The sequence below is a fragment of the Frigoribacterium sp. Leaf415 genome, from assembly GCF_001424645.1.
GTDB lineage: Bacteria > Actinomycetota > Actinomycetes > Actinomycetales > Microbacteriaceae > Frigoribacterium.
In genome coordinates this window covers 987489-1004461 of record NZ_LMQR01000001.1, presented here as the reverse complement: position 1 = coordinate 1004461, position 16973 = coordinate 987489, and the positions used below count along the sequence as shown (strand labels likewise).

At 72.6% G+C, this 16973-nt stretch carries 15 protein-coding genes; 6 read left to right on the top strand and 9 right to left on the bottom strand.

The features are described from left to right. Positions 1 to 48 precede the first annotated feature (48 nt). The 5 genes from ASG28_RS04625 to ASG28_RS04605 all read left to right on the top strand — a co-directional run bounded on the left by ASG28_RS04625 (position 49) and on the right by ASG28_RS04605 (position 6670). On the top strand, positions 49 to 993 hold the full coding sequence (locus ASG28_RS04625; protein ID WP_162235700.1) for a septum formation family protein: 945 nt from the start codon (positions 49 to 51) through the stop codon (positions 991 to 993). A 76-nt stretch (positions 994 to 1069) separates the two neighbouring features. After that, positions 1070 to 2539 carry a cardiolipin synthase gene (cls, locus tag ASG28_RS04620; RefSeq protein WP_055972532.1) on the top strand — a complete coding sequence of 490 codons (1470 nt, stop codon included), beginning with the start codon at positions 1070 to 1072 and terminating at the stop codon, positions 2537 to 2539. A gap of 61 nt (positions 2540 to 2600) precedes the next feature. Further along, the gene (locus ASG28_RS04615) at positions 2601 to 3179 is read left to right on the top strand and encodes a DinB family protein (protein WP_055972529.1); all 579 of its coding nucleotides are present in this window, start codon (positions 2601 to 2603) and stop codon (positions 3177 to 3179) included. Positions 3180 to 3278: 99 nt separating this feature from the next. After that, positions 3279 to 4664 (top strand): hypothetical protein, encoded by a 1386-nt coding sequence (locus ASG28_RS04610; RefSeq protein ID WP_055972527.1) that lies wholly within the window; start codon positions 3279 to 3281, stop codon positions 4662 to 4664. Between the two features lie 8 nt (positions 4665 to 4672). Beyond that, entirely contained in the window at positions 4673 to 6670 is a 1998-nt protein-coding gene (locus ASG28_RS04605) for a vWA domain-containing protein (protein ID WP_055972525.1), read from the top strand. On the opposite strand, the gene ASG28_RS04600 is transcribed toward ASG28_RS04605, so the two are convergent. The 4 genes from ASG28_RS04600 to ASG28_RS04585 form a co-directional block, all read right to left on the bottom strand. Further along, positions 6639 to 7406 carry an SCO1664 family protein gene (locus tag ASG28_RS04600; protein WP_055976910.1) on the bottom strand — a complete coding sequence of 256 codons (768 nt, stop codon included), beginning with the start codon at positions 7404 to 7406 and terminating at the stop codon, positions 6639 to 6641. The two genes, ASG28_RS04605 and ASG28_RS04600, sit on opposite strands and share 32 nt — an antisense overlap. A gap of 47 nt (positions 7407 to 7453) precedes the next feature. Then, positions 7454 to 8005: a DUF3090 domain-containing protein gene (locus ASG28_RS04595; protein WP_055972520.1), complete on the bottom strand. Its 552-nt coding sequence runs from the start codon at positions 8003 to 8005 to the stop codon at positions 7454 to 7456. Positions 8006 to 8038: 33 nt separating this feature from the next. Continuing rightward, positions 8039 to 8761 carry a histidine phosphatase family protein gene (locus ASG28_RS04590; RefSeq protein WP_055972517.1) on the bottom strand — a complete coding sequence of 241 codons (723 nt, stop codon included), beginning with the start codon at positions 8759 to 8761 and terminating at the stop codon, positions 8039 to 8041. Positions 8762 to 8903: 142 nt separating this feature from the next. Further along, positions 8904 to 9761 carry an NAD(P)H-binding protein gene (locus ASG28_RS04585; protein WP_055972514.1) on the bottom strand — a complete coding sequence of 286 codons (858 nt, stop codon included), beginning with the start codon at positions 9759 to 9761 and terminating at the stop codon, positions 8904 to 8906. Positions 9762 to 9852: 91 nt separating this feature from the next. Between ASG28_RS04585 and ASG28_RS04580 the strand changes: the two genes are divergently transcribed. Beyond that, complete coding sequence (locus ASG28_RS04580) at positions 9853 to 10221, top strand: winged helix-turn-helix transcriptional regulator (protein WP_082454378.1); 369 nt, start codon at positions 9853 to 9855, stop codon at positions 10219 to 10221. A gap of 40 nt (positions 10222 to 10261) precedes the next feature. Here the strand turns inward: ASG28_RS04580 and ASG28_RS04575 are convergent, their stop codons facing one another. Genes ASG28_RS04575 through ASG28_RS04555 form a run of 5 tightly spaced genes read right to left on the bottom strand, consistent with a single transcriptional unit; the run spans position 10262 to position 16812 of the window. After that, positions 10262 to 11488 (bottom strand): acyl-CoA dehydrogenase family protein, encoded by a 1227-nt coding sequence (locus ASG28_RS04575; protein WP_055972510.1) that lies wholly within the window; start codon positions 11486 to 11488, stop codon positions 10262 to 10264. Next, on the bottom strand, positions 11485 to 13239 hold the full coding sequence (locus ASG28_RS04570; RefSeq protein ID WP_082454376.1) for a dipeptide ABC transporter ATP-binding protein: 1755 nt from the start codon (positions 13237 to 13239) through the stop codon (positions 11485 to 11487). Before ASG28_RS04570 ends, ASG28_RS04575 begins: the two co-directional genes overlap by 4 nt. Continuing rightward, positions 13236 to 14204 (bottom strand): ABC transporter permease, encoded by a 969-nt coding sequence (locus ASG28_RS04565; RefSeq protein WP_082454374.1) that lies wholly within the window; start codon positions 14202 to 14204, stop codon positions 13236 to 13238. Before ASG28_RS04565 ends, ASG28_RS04570 begins: the two co-directional genes overlap by 4 nt. Then, positions 14201 to 15148, bottom strand: a complete 948-nt coding sequence (locus ASG28_RS04560; protein ID WP_055972507.1) for an ABC transporter permease — start codon at positions 15146 to 15148, stop codon at positions 14201 to 14203. The genes ASG28_RS04565 and ASG28_RS04560 overlap by 4 nt, the downstream gene beginning before the upstream one ends. Next, a complete protein-coding gene (locus ASG28_RS04555) occupies positions 15145 to 16812 on the bottom strand; it encodes an ABC transporter substrate-binding protein (RefSeq protein WP_082454372.1) in 1668 nt (555 codons plus the stop codon). The genes ASG28_RS04560 and ASG28_RS04555 overlap by 4 nt, the downstream gene beginning before the upstream one ends. Positions 16813 to 16973 lie beyond the last annotated feature (161 nt).

Here is a 16973-nt window from a genome sequence, read left to right as displayed (position 1 = left end):
CTCGACGGCCGCCTCGGGATGCGGCGCGCGCAACAGCAGGGGGACCTCGTGGACCGACCGGACGACCAGACGACGACCGCGGGACCCTCGGGGGCGACACCCGTGTCCGTCGTGGCCGAGGGGCTCGTGCAGCGGTTCGGGCCACTCGAGATGCGCGTCCTTCCCAGCGACTACCCGGCCGGTGACGTCGACGTGCCGGGAGCCGGGCACGCCGAGATGCTGCGCGTCCGGCTGGGCGCCACCGAGTTCGTCGACCTCGTCCACGACGGGGCGCATTGGTTCGCGGTGCCCCTGCGCATCGACGCGTCGGGGCCCACGCCCCTCGACCAGCGGCGCCGTGACCCCCTCGGCGTCGGCGTCGGCGAGACGACGTCCGTGGTGCTCGACGCGGCCGCGGCCGTGGTGCGGCGGTGGGCCGCCCTGGTCCCGCCCGAGTCGCGGCTGGGCACGGCCTGGCCGGCCCCGCAGGCGTTCGCACCCGGTGCCGTGGCGGGCGTCCCGGCTCCGAAGCGGTCGCGAGGCGTGCTGTTCGGCGTGCTGGGCGCGGTCGGCGTCATCGCCTTCGGCGGGGTGTCCTTCGCCCTCTACCAGGCCAACGGCGGCGAGGGTGGCATCGTCGAGACCGGGTCCGAGCTCGTGAGCGAGCTGACCACCGGGGACTGCTTCGACATGACGAACGGCGTCGACGACGACATGCAGACCTTCGTCGACGTGACCGCCTGCGGCGAGGTGCACCACTTCGAGGTCTTCGCCGAGCCGAACCTCGACGACGCCGCGTTCCCCGGTGACGACGAGGTCGCGCGGCTCGGCGACGACGCCTGCTACGAGGCCTTCGACGACTACGTCGGGTCGACCTGGGAGGACTCGGCCCTCGACTACGGCTATTTCACGCCGACCGAGGACACCTGGGCCACCGGCGACCGCGAGGTCACCTGCTACCTCGCGACGGCTCCCGAGGGCGAGACGGCGAGCCTCGCGGGCAGCGGCCGCTGACCTGCCCACGGGAGCGCCCGGCCGGCAGCGCGAACGGGGGCGGCCTCGTGAGGCCCCGACCTGCGATGATCGGCGGATGACCTGGCGCAAGCTCCTCAAGGCCTTCCCCACCGTGATCCTGGTGGTCGACATCCTCATCAGGATCGTGTCGGTGGCGGTGGTGCCGCGCAACCGGCGACCGAGCTCGGCCATGGCCTGGCTGATGGCGATCTTCGTCGCCCCCATCCCGGGCAGCGTGCTCTACGGCCTGCTCGGCAGCACGAAGCTGCCGAAGGACCGCCGGGACAAGCAGCGCGAGATCAACTCGCTCATCCTCGAGAACACGCAGGGTCTCGACAACCGCGTGCCGACCGACACCCAGCCGCCGTGGTTCGGCACGGTCGTCCAGCTGAACCGCACGCTCGGTGCCATGCCCCTGATCCCCGGCAACACGACGCGGCTGCTGCCGGACTACGCCGGGTCGATCGCGGCCATGACCGAGGCGGTCGACGCGGCCGAGCGGTACGTCCACGTCGAGTTCTACATCCTGACCCGCGACGAGTCGACCTTCCTCTTCTTCGACGCCCTCAAGCGGGCCCACGACCGCGGGGTCAAGGTCCGCGTGCTCTACGATCACTGGGCGACCATCCGCAACCCGCAGGGCCGCGTCACGCGCACCTGGCTGCGTGACGCCGGCATCCGCTTCGAGGAGATGCTGCCGTTCCACCCCACGAAGGGCATGTGGCGTCGACCCGACCTCCGCAACCACCGCAAGATCGTGGTGGTCGACGGCGACGTGGCCTTCACCGGCTCGCAGAACATGACCGACCCCAGCTACAACAAGCGAGGCAACATCCGGCGGGGCCTGCAGTGGAAGGACCTCATGGTGCGCGTCGACGGGCCCGCCGCGGTCGGCCTCAACGCCCTCTTCATCACCGACTGGTACAGCGAGACCGACGAGCTGCCCACCGACGCCGAGGCCGAGCCGCTCGTCGAGCGCCGCACGGGCGACGACGCCTACGAGTGCCAGGTCGTGCCGAGCGGGCCCGGGTTCGACGGTGAGAACAACCTGCGGCTCTTCAACGCCCTGGTCTACGGGGCGCAAGAACGGTTGATCATCGCGAGCCCCTACTTCGTGCCCGACGAGTCGATGCTCTACGCCATCACCACGGCCGCCGAGCGCGGGGTCGACGTGCAGTTGTTCGCCTGCGAGGTCGCCGACCAGTTCCTCGTTTACCACGCCCAGCGCTCCTACTACGAGACGCTGCTGCGGGCAGGCGTGCGCATCTTCCTCTATGAGAAGCCGATCGTGCTGCACTCGAAGCATTTCACGGTCGACGACGACGTGGCGGTCATCGGGTCGAGCAACATGGACATGCGGTCGTTCAGCCTGAACTTCGAGGTGTCGCTCATGGTGCGGGGAGCGGGCTTCGTCGACCAGGTCCGCGAGATCGAGGCGGACTACCGCGCGAAGTCGCACGAGATCACCCTGGACGGTTGGCTGACCCGGCCCGCTCCCCTGCAGGTGCTCGACAACGTCGCGCGTCTCACCGCGGCGGTGCAGTAGCCGGCCCCGCAGTGGTGGTGGTGCAGTGGACGCTCAGCCCGGCGAACGGCAGAGTGTCGGCATGGACCACGAAGAACACCTCAGCCGGTACCTGACCCGCTCTCGCGACGACCTGGTGCACAAGCTCGACGGGCTGTCCGAGTACGACGTCCGTCGCCCGCTGGTGCCGAGCGGCACGAACCTGCTCGGGTTGGTCAAGCACGTCGCCACCGTGCAGCTCGGCTATCTCGGAGACGTCTTCGGGCGACCGAGCGGCATCGAGACGCCGTGGCTGACCGACGAGAGCGAACCCGAAGCCGACCTGTGGGCGACTCCGGACGAGAGCCGCGCCTTCGTCGTCGACCTCATGCGGCGGTCGAACGCCCACGCCGACGAGACCGTCCGGGCGTTGCCGCTGGACGCGCCCGGCGACGTCCCCTGGTGGGGACCCGACCGCCGTGCCGTCACCCTGCACCAGATCCTCGTGCACCTGACCGTCGAGACCGCGCGGCACGCCGGCCACGCCGACGTCGTCCGCGAGCTGATCGACGGGGGCCTCGGCAACGGTCCCGCCGACCCGAACGTGCCCGACCGCGACGCCGCCGGATGGCGTCGACACCACGACCGCGTCGAGGCCGCCGCCCGCGCCGCCACGGGCTGACCGTCATGCGACGGTCGTCGTCCACACGCGACGTCTCGGCAAGCTCGCAGGAGGCGCCCCTCGCCAGGTCCGGATCGGGAGCGTAGCGTCGCCGGGGTGATGCCTCCCTCCGCGATAACCGTCGGCGAACTCAGGCGCTCGGGCCACGTCCCGAAGCCCCTCCGCACCGAGATCCGAGACAACCTGCTCGACGCCCTGAGAGAGGGTCGCGACCCCTGGCCGGGACTCCACGGCTTCGGGTCGACGGTCATCCCCCAGCTCGAGCGGGCGTTGATCGCGGGTCACGACATCGTCCTGTTGGGTGAACGCGGTCAGGGCAAGACCCGCCTGCTGCGGACGCTGGCGGGTCTGCTCGACGAGTGGTCCCCGGTCATCGAGGGGTCCGAACTGGGCGAGCACCCCTTCGAGCCGATCACGAGCGAGAGCCGCCGTCGAGCCGCCGACCTCGGCGACGACCTGCCGGTGGCCTGGCGAGGGCGCGACGAGCGCTACGTCGAGAAGCTCGCGACGCCCGACACGAGCGTCGCCGACCTGATCGGCGACGTCGACCCGATGCGCGTGGCCGAGGGACGCAGCCTGGGCGACCCCGAGACGATCCACTTCGGGCTCATCCCCCGCGGCCACCGCGGCATCGTCGCGGTCAACGAGTTGCCGGACCTCGCCGAGCGCATCCAGGTGGCGATGCTCAACGTGATGGAGGAGCGCGACATCCAGATCCGCGGGTACGTCCTGCGGCTGCCCCTCGACGTGCTCGTCGTGGCCAGCGCCAACCCCGAGGACTACACCAACCGTGGTCGGATCATCACGCCCCTCAAGGACCGCTTCGGCGCCGAGATCCGGACGCACTACCCGACCGAGCTGGCCGACGAGGTCGCGGTCGTCCGCCAGGAGGCCGACCTCGTCGCCGAGGTCCCCGACCACCTCGTCGAGATCCTCGCCCGCTTCACCCGCGCCCTCCGCGAGTCGCCCTCGGTCGACCAGCGCAGCGGCGTCAGCGCCCGGTTCGCGATCGCCGGGGCCGAGACGATCGCCGCCGCCGCGCTGCACCGCGCGACCCGGCAGGGCGAGGACGAGGCCGTCGCGCGCCCGATCGACCTCGAGACGGCCGTCGACGTGCTCGGCGGCAAGATCGAGTTCGAGTCGGGCGAGGAGGACCGGGCCGAGGAGGTCCTCGAGCACCTTCTGAGGACGGCCACCGCCGAGACCGTCCGTGCCCACTTCCGCGGGCTCGACTTCGACGCACTCGTCGACGCCCTCGAGTCGGGCGTCATGGTGACCACCGGTGAGCAGGTCACCGCCCGGGACTTCCTGGCCGGCTTGCCCTCTCTCGGTGAGGACGACCTCTACGACCGCGTCGCCGAACGGCTCGGCGCGACGACCGACGGCGGGCGCGCCGGGGCGATCGAGCTGGCGCTCGAGGGCCTGTTCCTGGCCCGGCGCGTGAGCAAGGAGAGCGGCGACGGTGAAGCGGCCTACGGGTTCTGAGGTGCGACGTGGCTAGGGCGAACCGGCGGTTGCACCGGGCCGCGCGCTACCAGAGGTACGCCGACGGTCCCGACCCGCTCGCGCCTCCTGCCGACCTGTCCGAGGCGCTCGACGCCGTCGGGCGCGACGTCATGGCCGGCACGAGTGCCGAGGCGGCGCTCCGCGAGTTCCTCCGCCGTGGAGGCCGCGACCGGACCGGCCTCGACGACCTCGCCCGACAGGTCGCCGAACGTCGGCGTGCCCTCACCCGGGACCACCACCTGGACGGCACGCTCCAGGAGGTCCGCGAACTGCTCGACCGAGCCCTGCGAGCCGAACGCGCCCAGCTCGCCCGCGACGTCGACCTCGACGACGGCGACCGCGCCCTGGCCCAGCTCCAGCTCGACAGCCTGCCGCCGTCCCCGGCCGGCGCCGTGGCCGAGCTGTCGGACTACCGGTGGCAGAGCGGCGAGGCCGGTCAGGCATACGAGCAGATCAAGGACCTCCTCGGTCGCGAGATGCTCGACCAGCGGTTCGCGGGGATGAAGAGTGCCCTCGAGAACGCGAGCGAGGCCGACCGCGCAGCCGTCGCCGAGATGCTGCGCGACCTCAACGCCTTGCTCGACGCGCACGCCCGCGGCGAGGACACCCCTGAGCAGTTCGACGACTTCATGGCGAAGCATGGCGACACGTTCCCCGAGCAGCCGTCCGACGTCGACGAGCTGATCGACGCCCTCGCCGCCCGGGCCGCGGCCGCCCAGCGGCTGCGCAACTCGATGTCGGCCGAGCAGCGTGCCGAGCTGGACGGGCTGGCGCAGCAGGCCTTCGGCTCGCCCGAGCTGATGCAGTCGCTCGAGCAGCTGGACGGCACGCTGCGATCGCTCCGGCCGGGCCAGGACTGGAGCGGATCGGAAGGTCTCGACGGCGAACAGGGCCTCGGGCTCGGCGACGGCACGGGGGTCTTCCAGGACCTCGCCGACCTCGACGCGCTCGCGGAACAACTGGCCCAGCAGTCGCGTGGGTCCTCGCTCGACGACGTCGACCTGGATGCCCTGCGCCGCCAGCTGGGCGAGCAGGCCGCCGTTGACGCCGCGGCCCTGCGGCGGCTCGAGAAGGCCCTCCGCGACTCGGGTGCCCTCCGCCGTCGCGCCGACGGCACGCTGGCCCTGACGCCCCGGGCCATGAGGCAGCTCGGCAAGACACTGCTGCGCGACGTCGCCGCGAAGATGTCGGGACGAGCGGGGAGGCGCGAGTTGCGGTCCACGGGAGCCCTCGGCGATCGCTCCGGCGCGAGTCGCGAATGGGCCTTCGGCGACACCGAGCCGTGGGACGTGACCCGGACGATCACGAACGCGGTCACGCGGACCGCCGCCGAGGGCGGCCGGACCGACGGCGGGGTGCGGATCGAGATCGGCGACGTCGAGGTGCACGAGACGGACGCCCGGACGCAGGCCTGCGTCGCCCTGCTCGTCGACACGTCGTTCTCCATGGCGATGGAGGACCGCTGGGTGCCGATGAAGCGCACGGCCCTCGCCCTGCACACCCTGATCACGTCGCGCTTCCGCGGAGACGACCTGCAGCTCATCGGGTTCGGCCGGCACGCCGAGGTCATGCCGATCGAGCAGCTCGTCGCCCTCGACGCGAAGTGGGACAAGGGCACGAACCTGCATCACGCGCTGCTGCTCGCCAATCGGCACTTCCGCAAGCACCCCACGGCACAGCCCGTCCTGCTGATCGTGACCGACGGCGAGCCGACCTCGCACCTCGAGCCCGGCGGTGAGGTCTTCTTCGACTACCCGCCGCACCCCGTGACGATCCTGCGGGCCGTCGAGCAGCTCGACGTGGCCCGCCGCCTCGGCGCGCACACGACGTTCTTCCGGCTCGGTGACGACCCGGGGCTCGCCCGCTTCGTCGAGGGCATGGCGCGGCGCGTCGACGGCACAGTGACGGCCCCCGACCTGGACGACCTCGGGGCGGCCGTCGTCGGGTCGTACGTCAGAACACGGGCCACGGAACCGCCGGCATAGGGCCGTGCGGCTCGGGGAAGACGGGCGACGCGAGGAGGCGCGCGCAGCGATCGTCGAGCGCCTCGAGTTCGTCGGGGGTGAGGAGAGCAGCCAGGGTCGAGCCCAGCGAGCCCGAGAGGGCGGATCGGACGCGGCCGACCCCGTCGACCTCGTCCGCGGTCAGCGGGTCGCCGATCCACCCCCACAGCACCGTGCGCAGCTTGTGTTCGGCGTGGAAGGTGAGGCCGTGGTCGACGCCGTACCGCCGCCCGTCGGGCAGCGCGAGCACGTGGGCACCCTTGCGGTCGGCGTTGTTGGCCACGACGTCGAAGACGGCCATGCGTCGGAGGGCCGCGGTGTCCTCGTGGATCAGGGCCACCGGACCGTCGTCGCCGTCCCCCTCGAGCACGAGCCGCCATCCGTCGTCGGGCAGGTCGTCGACCGGCACGAGGTCGACGGCGTCCTGCTCCGGGTCGACGTCCTGCCAGAGCTGGACCATGCCCTCGCCGAGCGGACCGTCGCGTAGCCAGGTGCGCGGCACGACGTCCCAGCCCAGGGCCTCGGAGACGAGGTAGGCCGCGACCTCGCGGTCGGCGAGCCGTCCGTCCGGGAAGTCCCAGAGCGGCCGTTCGCCGGCCACGGGCTTGTAGATGACCGACACGTCGCCGAGGCGGGCCAGGAAGGACGCGTTCGAGGCCGTGCGGATGCGCCCGGTGAGCTCGAGCTCGACGTCGTCCGAGGGCACGGTGCCGGTCACCTCGGTCGGAGCGTCCTCAGCCGAGGCCGACGCCGACGCCGACGACATCAGACGTCGCCGGGCAGGACGCAGACGTGCCCCTCGGGGTCGATCGGCTGGCCGCAGAAGGGGCAGAGCGGCCGACCGGCCCCGACGATCTCGAGGGTGCGCGCCGCGAACGCCCGCGCCGTGCCGACGGGGATGCGCACGACCATGACCTCGTCGGGCTCGAGCTCGGTGTCGTCGGCCTCGGCGTCGTCGTCGACCTCGATCAGCGGGAACGCCTCGATGACGACCTGGGCGGTCGACGGGTCCCAGCCGAGGCTGAGCGCCCCGGCCCGGAACTCGGGTTCGACGGGTTGGTCGAGCGGCTCGTTGTCGACGAGCTCGACCGGGATGCCGGTGGGCACGCTGACCGGGTTGCCGTCGGCGGCCATCACCTGGTCGAGGATCTCGTCGATCTTCTCGGCGAGGGCGGCCGACTGCATCTTCTCGAGGCCGACGCTCGTGACGCGCGCGCCGTCACGGGCCTGGAGGTAGAACGCACGGGAACCGGGGCGACCGACGGTCCCGACGACGACTCGGTCCGGCCAGTCGAAGGTGTGGACGATGGAGGGCATGCCGCGAGTCTACGAGCGCCCCGCCGCCGACGCTCAGGTCGCGGGAGGCTCGTCGTCGGCGGCCGAGCCGCTCGCCGGACCCGCGCCTCCTCCGACGGCGGCGTCGGCCGCGGGAGCCGCCTGCCGCAGCCACGAGAGGTCGCCCGAGTCGGTGTTCGTGGCGACGACGTCGGGTCGGTTCGGCCCGTAGCGGACGATCGACACCGAGGCCGGGCCGACGTTGATGCGCTGGAAGAGGTCGAGGTGCATGCCGTAGGCATCGGCGAGGATCGACTTGATGATGTCGCCGTGGCTGACGGCGACCCACACGGCGCCCGGACCGTGTTCGGCCTCGAACGCGGCGTCGTGACGACGGACCGCGGCGACCGCCCGGGCCTGCATGGTCTGGAGCGACTCGCCACCGGGGAACACCGCGGCCGACGGCTGGTTCTGCACGACCGACCAGAGCGACTCGCCCGCGAGCTCCTTGAGGGGCCGACCCTGCCAGTCGCCGTAGTCGCACTCGGTGATGCCGCGCTCGATCGGCGTCACCGGCGTGCCGGACTGGCGGTCGAGGATCGCCCGCGCCGTCTGACGGCAGCGCTCGAGCGGGCTCGACACGACGCCGACGAGCGGCACGACCGCGAGCCGCTCGGCCGTCCGCCGCGCCTGCTCGCGTCCGACGTCGTCGAGCCGGACGCCCGCCGTCCGTCCGGCGAGCACGCCGCTCGCGTTGGCGGTGGTGCGTCCGTGTCGGACGAGGACGAGGGTTGCCATGCCCCGAGCCTAGACACCGGGACCCGACCGTCGACGCCGGGGACCGGCCCACCCGCATCGGGAAGGTATCCGACGAGGAGGCGCGGTGCCGGTCGTCCCGGCACCGCGCCTCCTGCGGTCTCCCGTCCGGCGGGCGGCGTTCCTACGCCGAGGCGGCGGCGAGGGCCTCGACGAGCGGGGTCGTCGGGCGGCCGATCAGACCGGAGAGGTCGCCGCTCGTGTCGGCGAGCAGCCCGTCGCGGATGTTGCCGTCGAGCGCGACGACGAAGCCGACCGTGCCCTCGTCCAGGCCGAAGCCGCGCAGGCGCTCGGCGTGCTGCTCGGGCGTGAGCGACTCGTAGCGGACGGGTCGGCCCGTGACGACCGAGAGCGCCTCGGCGAACTCGTCGAAGTCCCAGGCGTGGTCGCCGGACAGCTCGAAGGTGCGACCGGCGGTCGACTCGTCGAGGGCCGCGACCGCGGCGGCCTCGGCGTAGTCCCGGCGGCTGGCGCTGGCGAGACGGCCGTTCCCCACGCTCGCGGCGACCACGCCGGAGTCGCGGGCGGTGGCGATCTCGCCGACGTAGTTCTCGGTGTACCAGCCGTTCCGCAGCAGCGTGACGGGGACGCCGGAGGCGGCGAGGTGCTCCTCGGTCGCCTTGTGCTCGGGCGCGAGGATCAGGGGCGAGGTCGAGGCCGCGAGGACGCTCGTGTAGACGATGCGGGCGGCACCGGCGGCCTTCGCCGCGTCGATCACGGCGGCGTGCTGCGGGACACGCTGGCCCACCGCGTCGCTCGAGATCAGGACGACGACGTCGCCCGCGTCGACGACGGCGGCGATCGTGTCGGGTCGGGTGTAGTCGAGCTCGGCGGTGCGGACGCCGCGCTCGGCGAGGTCGGCCAGCTTCGAGACGTCGCGCGACGTGGCGACGACGCTCTCCGGGGCTGCGCCGCGGGCGAGGAGGGACTCGACGACGAGGCGGCCGAGCTGACCGGAGGCGGCGGTGACGATCGTGGACATGGTGTTCCTTTCGGTTGCGTGCCCGGGACAACGACGACGATCCACCGGGACTTCCCATCTGCAGGTACGCACCTTTTCGTAAGCTACTGACGTGGACGTCGGAATCGTGAACCCTGCCCGCCCTGCCCCCTCCGGTCGTTTCCCGGCGGAGTGCCCGAGCCGCGTGGTGCTGACCCACGTGACGAGTCGGTGGGGCGTGCTCATCCTGCTGGCGCTCGAACGCGGTCCACTGCGGTGGGGCGAGTTGAGACGCGAGATCGAGGGCGTCAGCGAGAAGATGCTCGCCTCGACCCTGAAGACCCTCGAGGCCGACGGCATCGTCCACCGCGCCGCCCAGCCGACGATCCCGCCGCGGGTCGACTACTCGCTGACCGAACGCGGCACCGACCTCGCCGCCCGCCTCGTGCCGCTGATGGACTGGATCCTCGACAACGCCGACGAGATCGTCGCGGGCCGGTGACCGGTCGCCGCCCCACCGACGCCCCGCTCGGGCCGGTCCCTCAGGCCTGCCCGGTGGACCAGAAGTAGGTCAACGGGGCGTCGTTGACGAGACGGTCGCCGATCACCCGCTGCTGCAGCACGACCGGGTTGTGCGACGAGAGGGTCCGGGCGTTCCGCCAGTGCCGGTCGAGCGCACGGTCACGATCGGTGGCGCTGGCTCCCCCGACCTCGAACAGGGTCGTCGTCGCCCGGAGCGCGACCTCGACCACCGTCACCTGCGCCCGGATGGTGACGAGCTCGGCCGCCTCGATGCGGTCGAATGCATCCGGATGTCCGGCCACCACGGCGTCGTGGGCACGGTCGATCGCCGCGGCCGCGCTCAGCACCAGGGACTCGGCCGCGAGGGCGTCCGCCGAGACCCGCCCCACGACCGACTGGACCAGCGGGTCGGCGGCGGCCGTCGCCGCGACGCCCTGACTGTAGGTGCGGGTGCGGGTGCGCACGAACTCGACGGCATCGCGTTCCGCCGCCGACGCGACGCCGGCCAGCGAGGCCAACAGCACGGTCTGCAGGAAGGCCGGCAAGGGCGTGCGACGCTCGTCGCGCTGGGGCCTGATCTGGGACGGCTCGACCCGCACGCCGTCGAAGCGCGTCGTCCCGCTGCCGGTGAGCCGCTGGCCGAACCCGTTCCAGTCGTCGCGCACGTCGACCCCGTCGTCGTCGACCCGCACCGTCACCCCGACGACCCGGCCGGCCGGCGTCGTCGCGGTCACGGTCGTCCAGTCGGCGAAGAGCGTGCCCGTGCTGTAGTGCTTCTCGCCGTGCAGCCGCCAGCCGTCACCGTCCGGCACGAGGTGCGTCACGAGCGACCCCACCCGGGCGGCACTGCGCTCGTGGCTCGCATTGCCGAACACCTCGCCCGCCGCGACCTGCTCGAGCCAGGGGCCGCGCCGCACGAGGTCGTCCGAGGTGTCGAGCAGCAACTCCTCGACGAAGGCGAAGTGCGCCCGCAGCAGCTGCGGCAGGTTCGAGTCGGCCCGCGCCAGCCGCACGAGCAGGGCGAAAAGGTCGGACGGCCGGGCGCCCGAGCCGCCGAGCTCGACCGGCACGGTGACGGCCGTGAAGCCGGACTCCGCCAGCTGCCGCACCTGCTCGAACGGCAGCTCGCGCCTCCGCTCACGGTCGACGGCGCCCTCGGCGATGCGGTCGAACACGGGCTCGAACCGGGCGAGCAGGTCCTCGCGGGTCGGCGTGGGAGTCGGTGCGACGGTGGTCGTGTCGGTCATCGGGGGCCTCCGGTGGGATCGGTGGTGGTCGTGGTGGTCGTGGTGGTGTGGGTGGTGGTGGCGGACAGGCCGCCACCGGGAACGGCGGCGAGCAGACGGCGCGTGTACTCGGCGACGGGACGCTCGAGCACCTGCTCGACCCGCCCCTCCTCGACGACCCGTCCGTCCTTCAGGACGAGCACGCGGTCGCTCACGTTCCGGATGACGCCGAGGTCGTGCGAGATGAACAGGGCCGAGGTGCCGTAGCGGGCGCGGATGTCGGCCAACAGGTCGAGCACCTGCGCCTGCACCGACACGTCGAGGGCACTCACGGCCTCGTCGAGGACGAGCACGTCCGGGTCGGTGGCCAGCGCGCGGGCGATGGCCACCCGCTGGCGCTGGCCGCCCGAGAGGGTCGACGGGTGGCGGCCGGCCAGGCCGGGGTCGAGCCCGACTCCGGCGAGCAGGTCGTCGACGCGGGCACGGGCGTCCGCCGCCGTGGCCCCCTGACCGCCCCGCGCGCTCGCCGCGGCGCGCAGGGCTCCCGTGACGAGCTGGCCGACCGACCGACGGGGGTCGAACGAGCTCAGGGGGTCCTGCGAGACCGTCGCGATGCGCGGTCGGTCGGGTCGCCGCTCCCGCTCGCGCAGGGCCGACCAGGGCCGGCCCTCGAACAGCACCTCGCCCTCGTCCGGGACCGTCAGCGCCAGGGCGATCGCGGCGGTGGTCGACTTGCCCGAGCCCGACTCGCCGACGATGCCGAGGGTCTCGCCCGCGTGCAGGGTGAACGAGACGTCGTCGACGACCGTGCGGGTGACGCGATCCGGCCCGCGGTAGCGCTTGCTGACGTGACGCACCTCGAGCACGGGGGTGCCCGGGGCGGGGACGGGCCGGTCCGCGGGACGGGCCGCGAGGGTCGCCGGAGCCGCCGACGAGAGGCGGCTGCCCCGGGCGTGCGCCGTGGGGATCGCCGCCAGCAGACGCTGCGTGTAGGGGTGGCTCGGCGCCCCGAGCACCTGGTCGGTCGGCCCCTGCTCGACCACGACGCCGTGCTGCATGACCACGACCTCGTCGGCGAGACGTTCGACCACGCCGAGGTCGTGGCTGATCAGGACGAGTCCCGCGCCGCCGGTGCGCAACTCGTCGAGCAGGGCGAGGATCTGCGCCTGGACGGTCGTGTCGAGCGCGGTGGTCGGCTCGTCGGCGATCAGGACCGCGGGCTCGAGGGCCACGGCCGCGGCGATCAGTGCACGCTGCCGGAGGCCCCCGGACAGTTGCGAGGGCAGCTGGCGGGCCCGGAGGCGCGGTTCGGGGACGCCGACCCGCTCGAGCAGCTCGATCACCCGGGCCTCGCGGGCCCGTCGATCGCCGTACCGGTGGACGCGGAGGGGCTCCGCGATCTCGGCCCCGACGCGGCGCAGCGGGTCGAGCGAAACGAGGGCGTCCTGCAGGACGTACCCGATCTCACGACCGCGCAGGCGCTGCCAGTCGCGGTCGCCGAGGTCGGTGAGGTCGCGACCGGCGAGCCGGAGGGTCGAGGCGGTCGTCGCGGCGGTGTGGCCGTTGAGTCCGAGCAGCGCCTTCGCCGTGACGCTCTTCCCCGAGCCGGACTCCCCCACGATGGCCGTGCAGCGCCCGGCCTCGACGGTGAACGAGACGTCGCGGACGACCGTGCTGCCGCCGAACGCGACCGACAGGCCCCGCACGTCGACGAGCGGGCCGGCCGTGTCGAGTCGCACGGCCTCGGGGTCGACGACGGGTTCGGGGCTCATCGCGCGCCTCCCGGGGTGGTGAGGGTCTGGATGCTCCGGCCGACGGCCGTCAGCGACAACGCGAGCAACACGATGACGACGCCGGGGAAGAAGTCGAGCCACCAGGCCTGCTGCAGGTAGTTGCGGCCGGCGTTGAGCATCGCGCCCCACTCCGGGGCCGGGGGCTGGACGCCCATGCCGAGGAAGCCCAGCGCCGACGCCCAGACGATCGCCTGGCCGATGCCCAGGGTGACCAACACGGTCAACGGCCGGAACGCGTTGGGCAGCAGGGTGTGGACGAGCACGTGGACCGGCCCGTGGCCCAGGGCGCGCTCCGCCTGGACGTACGACGAGTCCCGCACGGCGAGAACCTGGCCTCGGACCATCCGGGCGTAGCCGGGGATCGTGGCGACGCCGACGGCGAGGATCTGCGTCCCGGCCGAGTTGCCGGCGATCGCGACGAGGATGAGGGCGAGCAGGATGCCGGGGAACGCGTAGAGCACCTCGATCACGCGGGTGACGACCGCGTCGACGGCCCGACCGCCGAGTCCCCCGAGCAGGCCCAGCAACGTGGCGCCGGCCAGCCCGAGGGCGGTCGCCCCCACGCCGATCAGCACCGACTGCCCGGCCCCGTGCACGACGCGCGAGTAGACGTCGCGCCCGGACTGGTCCGTGCCGAACACGTGCTCGGCGCTCGGCGCTGCGAAGCTCTTCGCGAGGTCGATCGCGAGGGGGTCGGCCGGCGCGAGCAGACTCGGCCAGACCGCCGCGAGGAGGACGGCCGCGATGAAGGCGGCGGCCACCCAGGTCGAGACCCGGCGGAGCGGGTGGGAGGCGCGGCGCACGCGACGCGGTCCGGGCGCGGTGGCCGCCGGGTCGGCGTCGTGCAGACCGACCTCGTGCGGACCGGCGTCGTGCGGACCGGTCGGCCGGTCGGTCGCGGCGGGGACGGGGGGCGCCGCGGTGGCGGTGGACGTGGTGCTCATGCGGGTGCTCCGATCGTGGTGCGCAGCCGGGGATCGACGGCGACGTACGCGACGTCGGTGAGGACGTTCGCGACGACGTAGACGAGGGCCACGACGAAGGTGATGCCGATGACGAGAGGGAGGTCCTGCGCGTTCACCGCGGTGACGAGCACCTGGCCGACTCCCTGGCGGGCGAAGACGACCTCGACGACGACCGCTCCCGAGATCAGCGAGCCGAGGCCCCACCCCGAGAGGGTGATGCCCGGCAGAGCGGCGTGGCGGAGGAGGTGTCGTGCCCGGACGGCGGCCTCGGACAGGCCACGAGCCCGTGCCGAAAGCGCGAACGGCTGGTCCTGGGCGTCCTCGAACTCGTCGCGCGTGACCTGCCCGAGGAACCCGGCCAGCGGGATGGCGAGGGTCAGGGCCGGCAGGACGAGTCCGGGCAGTCCCGTGCCGATCACCGGGAACCAGCCGAGGCGCACCGCGAAGACGAGCAACAGGACGAGGCCGAGCCAGAACTGCGGCAGACCGGCCGCGACCGTCTCGACGACCGAGCCGATCCGGCCCAGGAGGCCGCGCCTCCCGGCGGTGAGCAGCGTGGACGTGATCGACAGCAGCCAGGCGAGACCGAGCGCGGTGGCCGTGAGGGCCAGGGTCGAGCCGAGCTGGCCGCCGATCACACTGACGACCGACTGCTTCAGCGTGTACGACTCGCCGAAGTCGAGCCGGACGAGGCCGAGCAGGAACGAGCCGTACTGCGCGAGCAGGGGGCGGTCGAACCCGTACTGGGCCGTCACGGCGGCGACGGCCTCGGGTGTCGGGTGGGCGGCCGCGCCCCCGAGGATGGCGACGGCGGGGTCGCCGGGCACGGCGTGCTCGAGGAAGAACACGATGGTGCCGACGGCCAGCAGCAGGACGACCGACTCGGCGACGCGACGAGCGATGCGGAGGGCCCAGGGGTTCATCGGTCGCCGCCGTCCACGAAGTAGGCGTCCGACAGCACCGGCTCGCCTTCGGAGGGCTCGATCCACACGTCCTTCACCCGGTTCGAGATGCCCAGCCGTGTCTGGATCGGGTAGAGCGGCAGGCTCCAGGCCTTCGAGGTGAGGATGCGCTGGGCCTCGGAGTAGAGAGCCGCCTGTTCGGTCGGATCGGTGGTGGCCGTGCCCGCGATCAGGACGCGGTCGAGTTCGTCGTCCGAGGCGAAGGCCGAGTTTTGGCCGTTGCCGACGTCCAGGGTCGCCTTCGAGTACTTGATGTACATCACGTGCGGCGTGGGGCTGTTCCAGTAGTTGCCGATGAGGTCGTACGCGTCGGGATCGCCCCAGACGGCGTTCATGCTGGCGGAGTCCAGCGCCTCGAGGTCGACCTCGATGCCGACCTCCTTCTCCATCGCCTGGATGTTCTGCAGGATCGTCAGGTCGGCGGGCGGCGTCTCGGCACCGTCCGCGTTGTAGGGCAGGCGCACGGTCAGGGTCACTCCGTCCTTGGTGCGGTGTCCGTCGGCGTCGCGGCCGGTCCACCCGGCGTCGTCGAGCAGGCGGTTCGCTTCGTCGGGGTCGTACGGGAACGGCTCGTGGTAGGTCTCGTCGTAGTGCGGCGTGCCGGACGAGACGGCGTCGCCTTCGTACGGGAAGACGCCGGCGTAGGCGCTCTCGACGGCGGCGCGGGCGTTCGAGGCGTGGACGAAGGCCTTCCGCACGCGGATGTCGTCGAACACCGGGCTGGTCGTGTTGAGGTCGAGGCTGAACGGCGAGCCCGAGTGGACGAACTCCTGCAGGCTGATCGCGGGGTCGGCCTCGGCGAGCTGCTGGCTCTCGGGCGGCACGTTGAAGATGACGTCGGCCTCGCCCGAGCCGAGCGCGCCGTACCGGGTGGTGTTGTCCTTGAGGAACCGCCAGGTGATGCCGTCGAGGTAGGCGGGGCCCTGGTGCTTCGCGTCGGCGGGGGCCGAGTCGTAGTCGTCGTTGCGCACGAGCTGCACGTCTCGGCCGTGGTTCCACGCGACGACCTCGAACGGTCCGGTGCCGACCGGCGACTCGCAGTTCTCCTCGAGGCCGCGCGCCATCGCCGTCGGCGACTCGATGCCGAAGAACGCCTGCGACAGGGCGGCGAGCAGCGGCGAGTAGGGGCGGGAGAGGTCGATCCGGACGACGTGCTCGGACAGGGCGGTCGCGCTCTCGAAGTACCCGGTCAGGTAGAGCAGGTCGGTCGACGACTGCGTGGCCGGGTCGAGGATCTGGGTGAAGTTGTCGACGACGGCCTGCGCGTCGAGCGGGGTGCCGTCGTGGAACTCGACGCCCTCCTTCAGGGTGAAGTCGTACTGCGTGCCGTCGTCCGAGATCGTCCACGAGGTGGCGAGCCAGGGCACGACGCTGCCGTCCGCCTGCAGCGAGACGAGGGAGTCGAGGTACTGCCGGGCGACGTAGGTCTGGGGCATGTCCCCGGAGTTGTGCGGGTCGAGGCAGGTGGGCTCGCGGTCGGTGGCGTAGACGAGGGTGCCGCCGCGGACGGGGCCACGGTCGACGACCTCGGCGGAGGCGGCGCCCGAGCAGCCGGCGAGCAGCGCGACGAGCGCGGCGGCGGTCGTGGCGACCACGGGGAGGCGTCGGGAAGGAGGTCGGAGCATGGGCGAACCTTTCGTCGAGGCCCGAACCTACGGACGCGTCGACCCCCCGACCAGTCGCGTGACGCCACGCGACACCCGTCGTCTCAAACCGACACACGAGCCCCCGGGACTTGCGCTCTGCGGTCCGTCGGTGACGGCCGTGATCGAGCAGCTCCCGGTCT

Excerpts from the sequence above, each read along its gene's own strand:
- cls (WP_055972532.1), top strand. The coding sequence starts at position 1,070 with ATGACCTGGCGCAAGCTCCTCAAGGCCTTCCCCACCGTGATCCTGGTG.
- ASG28_RS04615 (WP_055972529.1), top strand. The coding sequence starts at position 2,601 with ATGGACCACGAAGAACACCTCAGCCGGTACCTGACCCGCTCTCGCGAC.
- ASG28_RS04610 (WP_055972527.1), top strand. The coding sequence starts at position 3,279 with ATGCCTCCCTCCGCGATAACCGTCGGCGAACTCAGGCGCTCGGGCCAC.
- ASG28_RS04595 (WP_055972520.1), bottom strand. The coding sequence starts at position 8,005 with ATGCCCTCCATCGTCCACACCTTCGACTGGCCGGACCGAGTCGTCGTC.
- ASG28_RS04590 (WP_055972517.1), bottom strand. The coding sequence starts at position 8,761 with ATGGCAACCCTCGTCCTCGTCCGACACGGACGCACCACCGCCAACGCG.
- ASG28_RS04585 (WP_055972514.1), bottom strand. The coding sequence starts at position 9,761 with ATGTCCACGATCGTCACCGCCGCCTCCGGTCAGCTCGGCCGCCTCGTC.
- ASG28_RS04575 (WP_055972510.1), bottom strand. The coding sequence starts at position 11,488 with ATGACCGACACGACCACCGTCGCACCGACTCCCACGCCGACCCGCGAG.
- ASG28_RS04570 (WP_082454376.1), bottom strand. The coding sequence starts at position 13,239 with ATGAGCCCCGAACCCGTCGTCGACCCCGAGGCCGTGCGACTCGACACG.
- ASG28_RS04565 (WP_082454374.1), bottom strand. The coding sequence starts at position 14,204 with ATGAGCACCACGTCCACCGCCACCGCGGCGCCCCCCGTCCCCGCCGCG.
- ASG28_RS04560 (WP_055972507.1), bottom strand. The coding sequence starts at position 15,148 with ATGAACCCCTGGGCCCTCCGCATCGCTCGTCGCGTCGCCGAGTCGGTC.
- ASG28_RS04555 (WP_082454372.1), bottom strand. The coding sequence starts at position 16,812 with ATGCTCCGACCTCCTTCCCGACGCCTCCCCGTGGTCGCCACGACCGCC.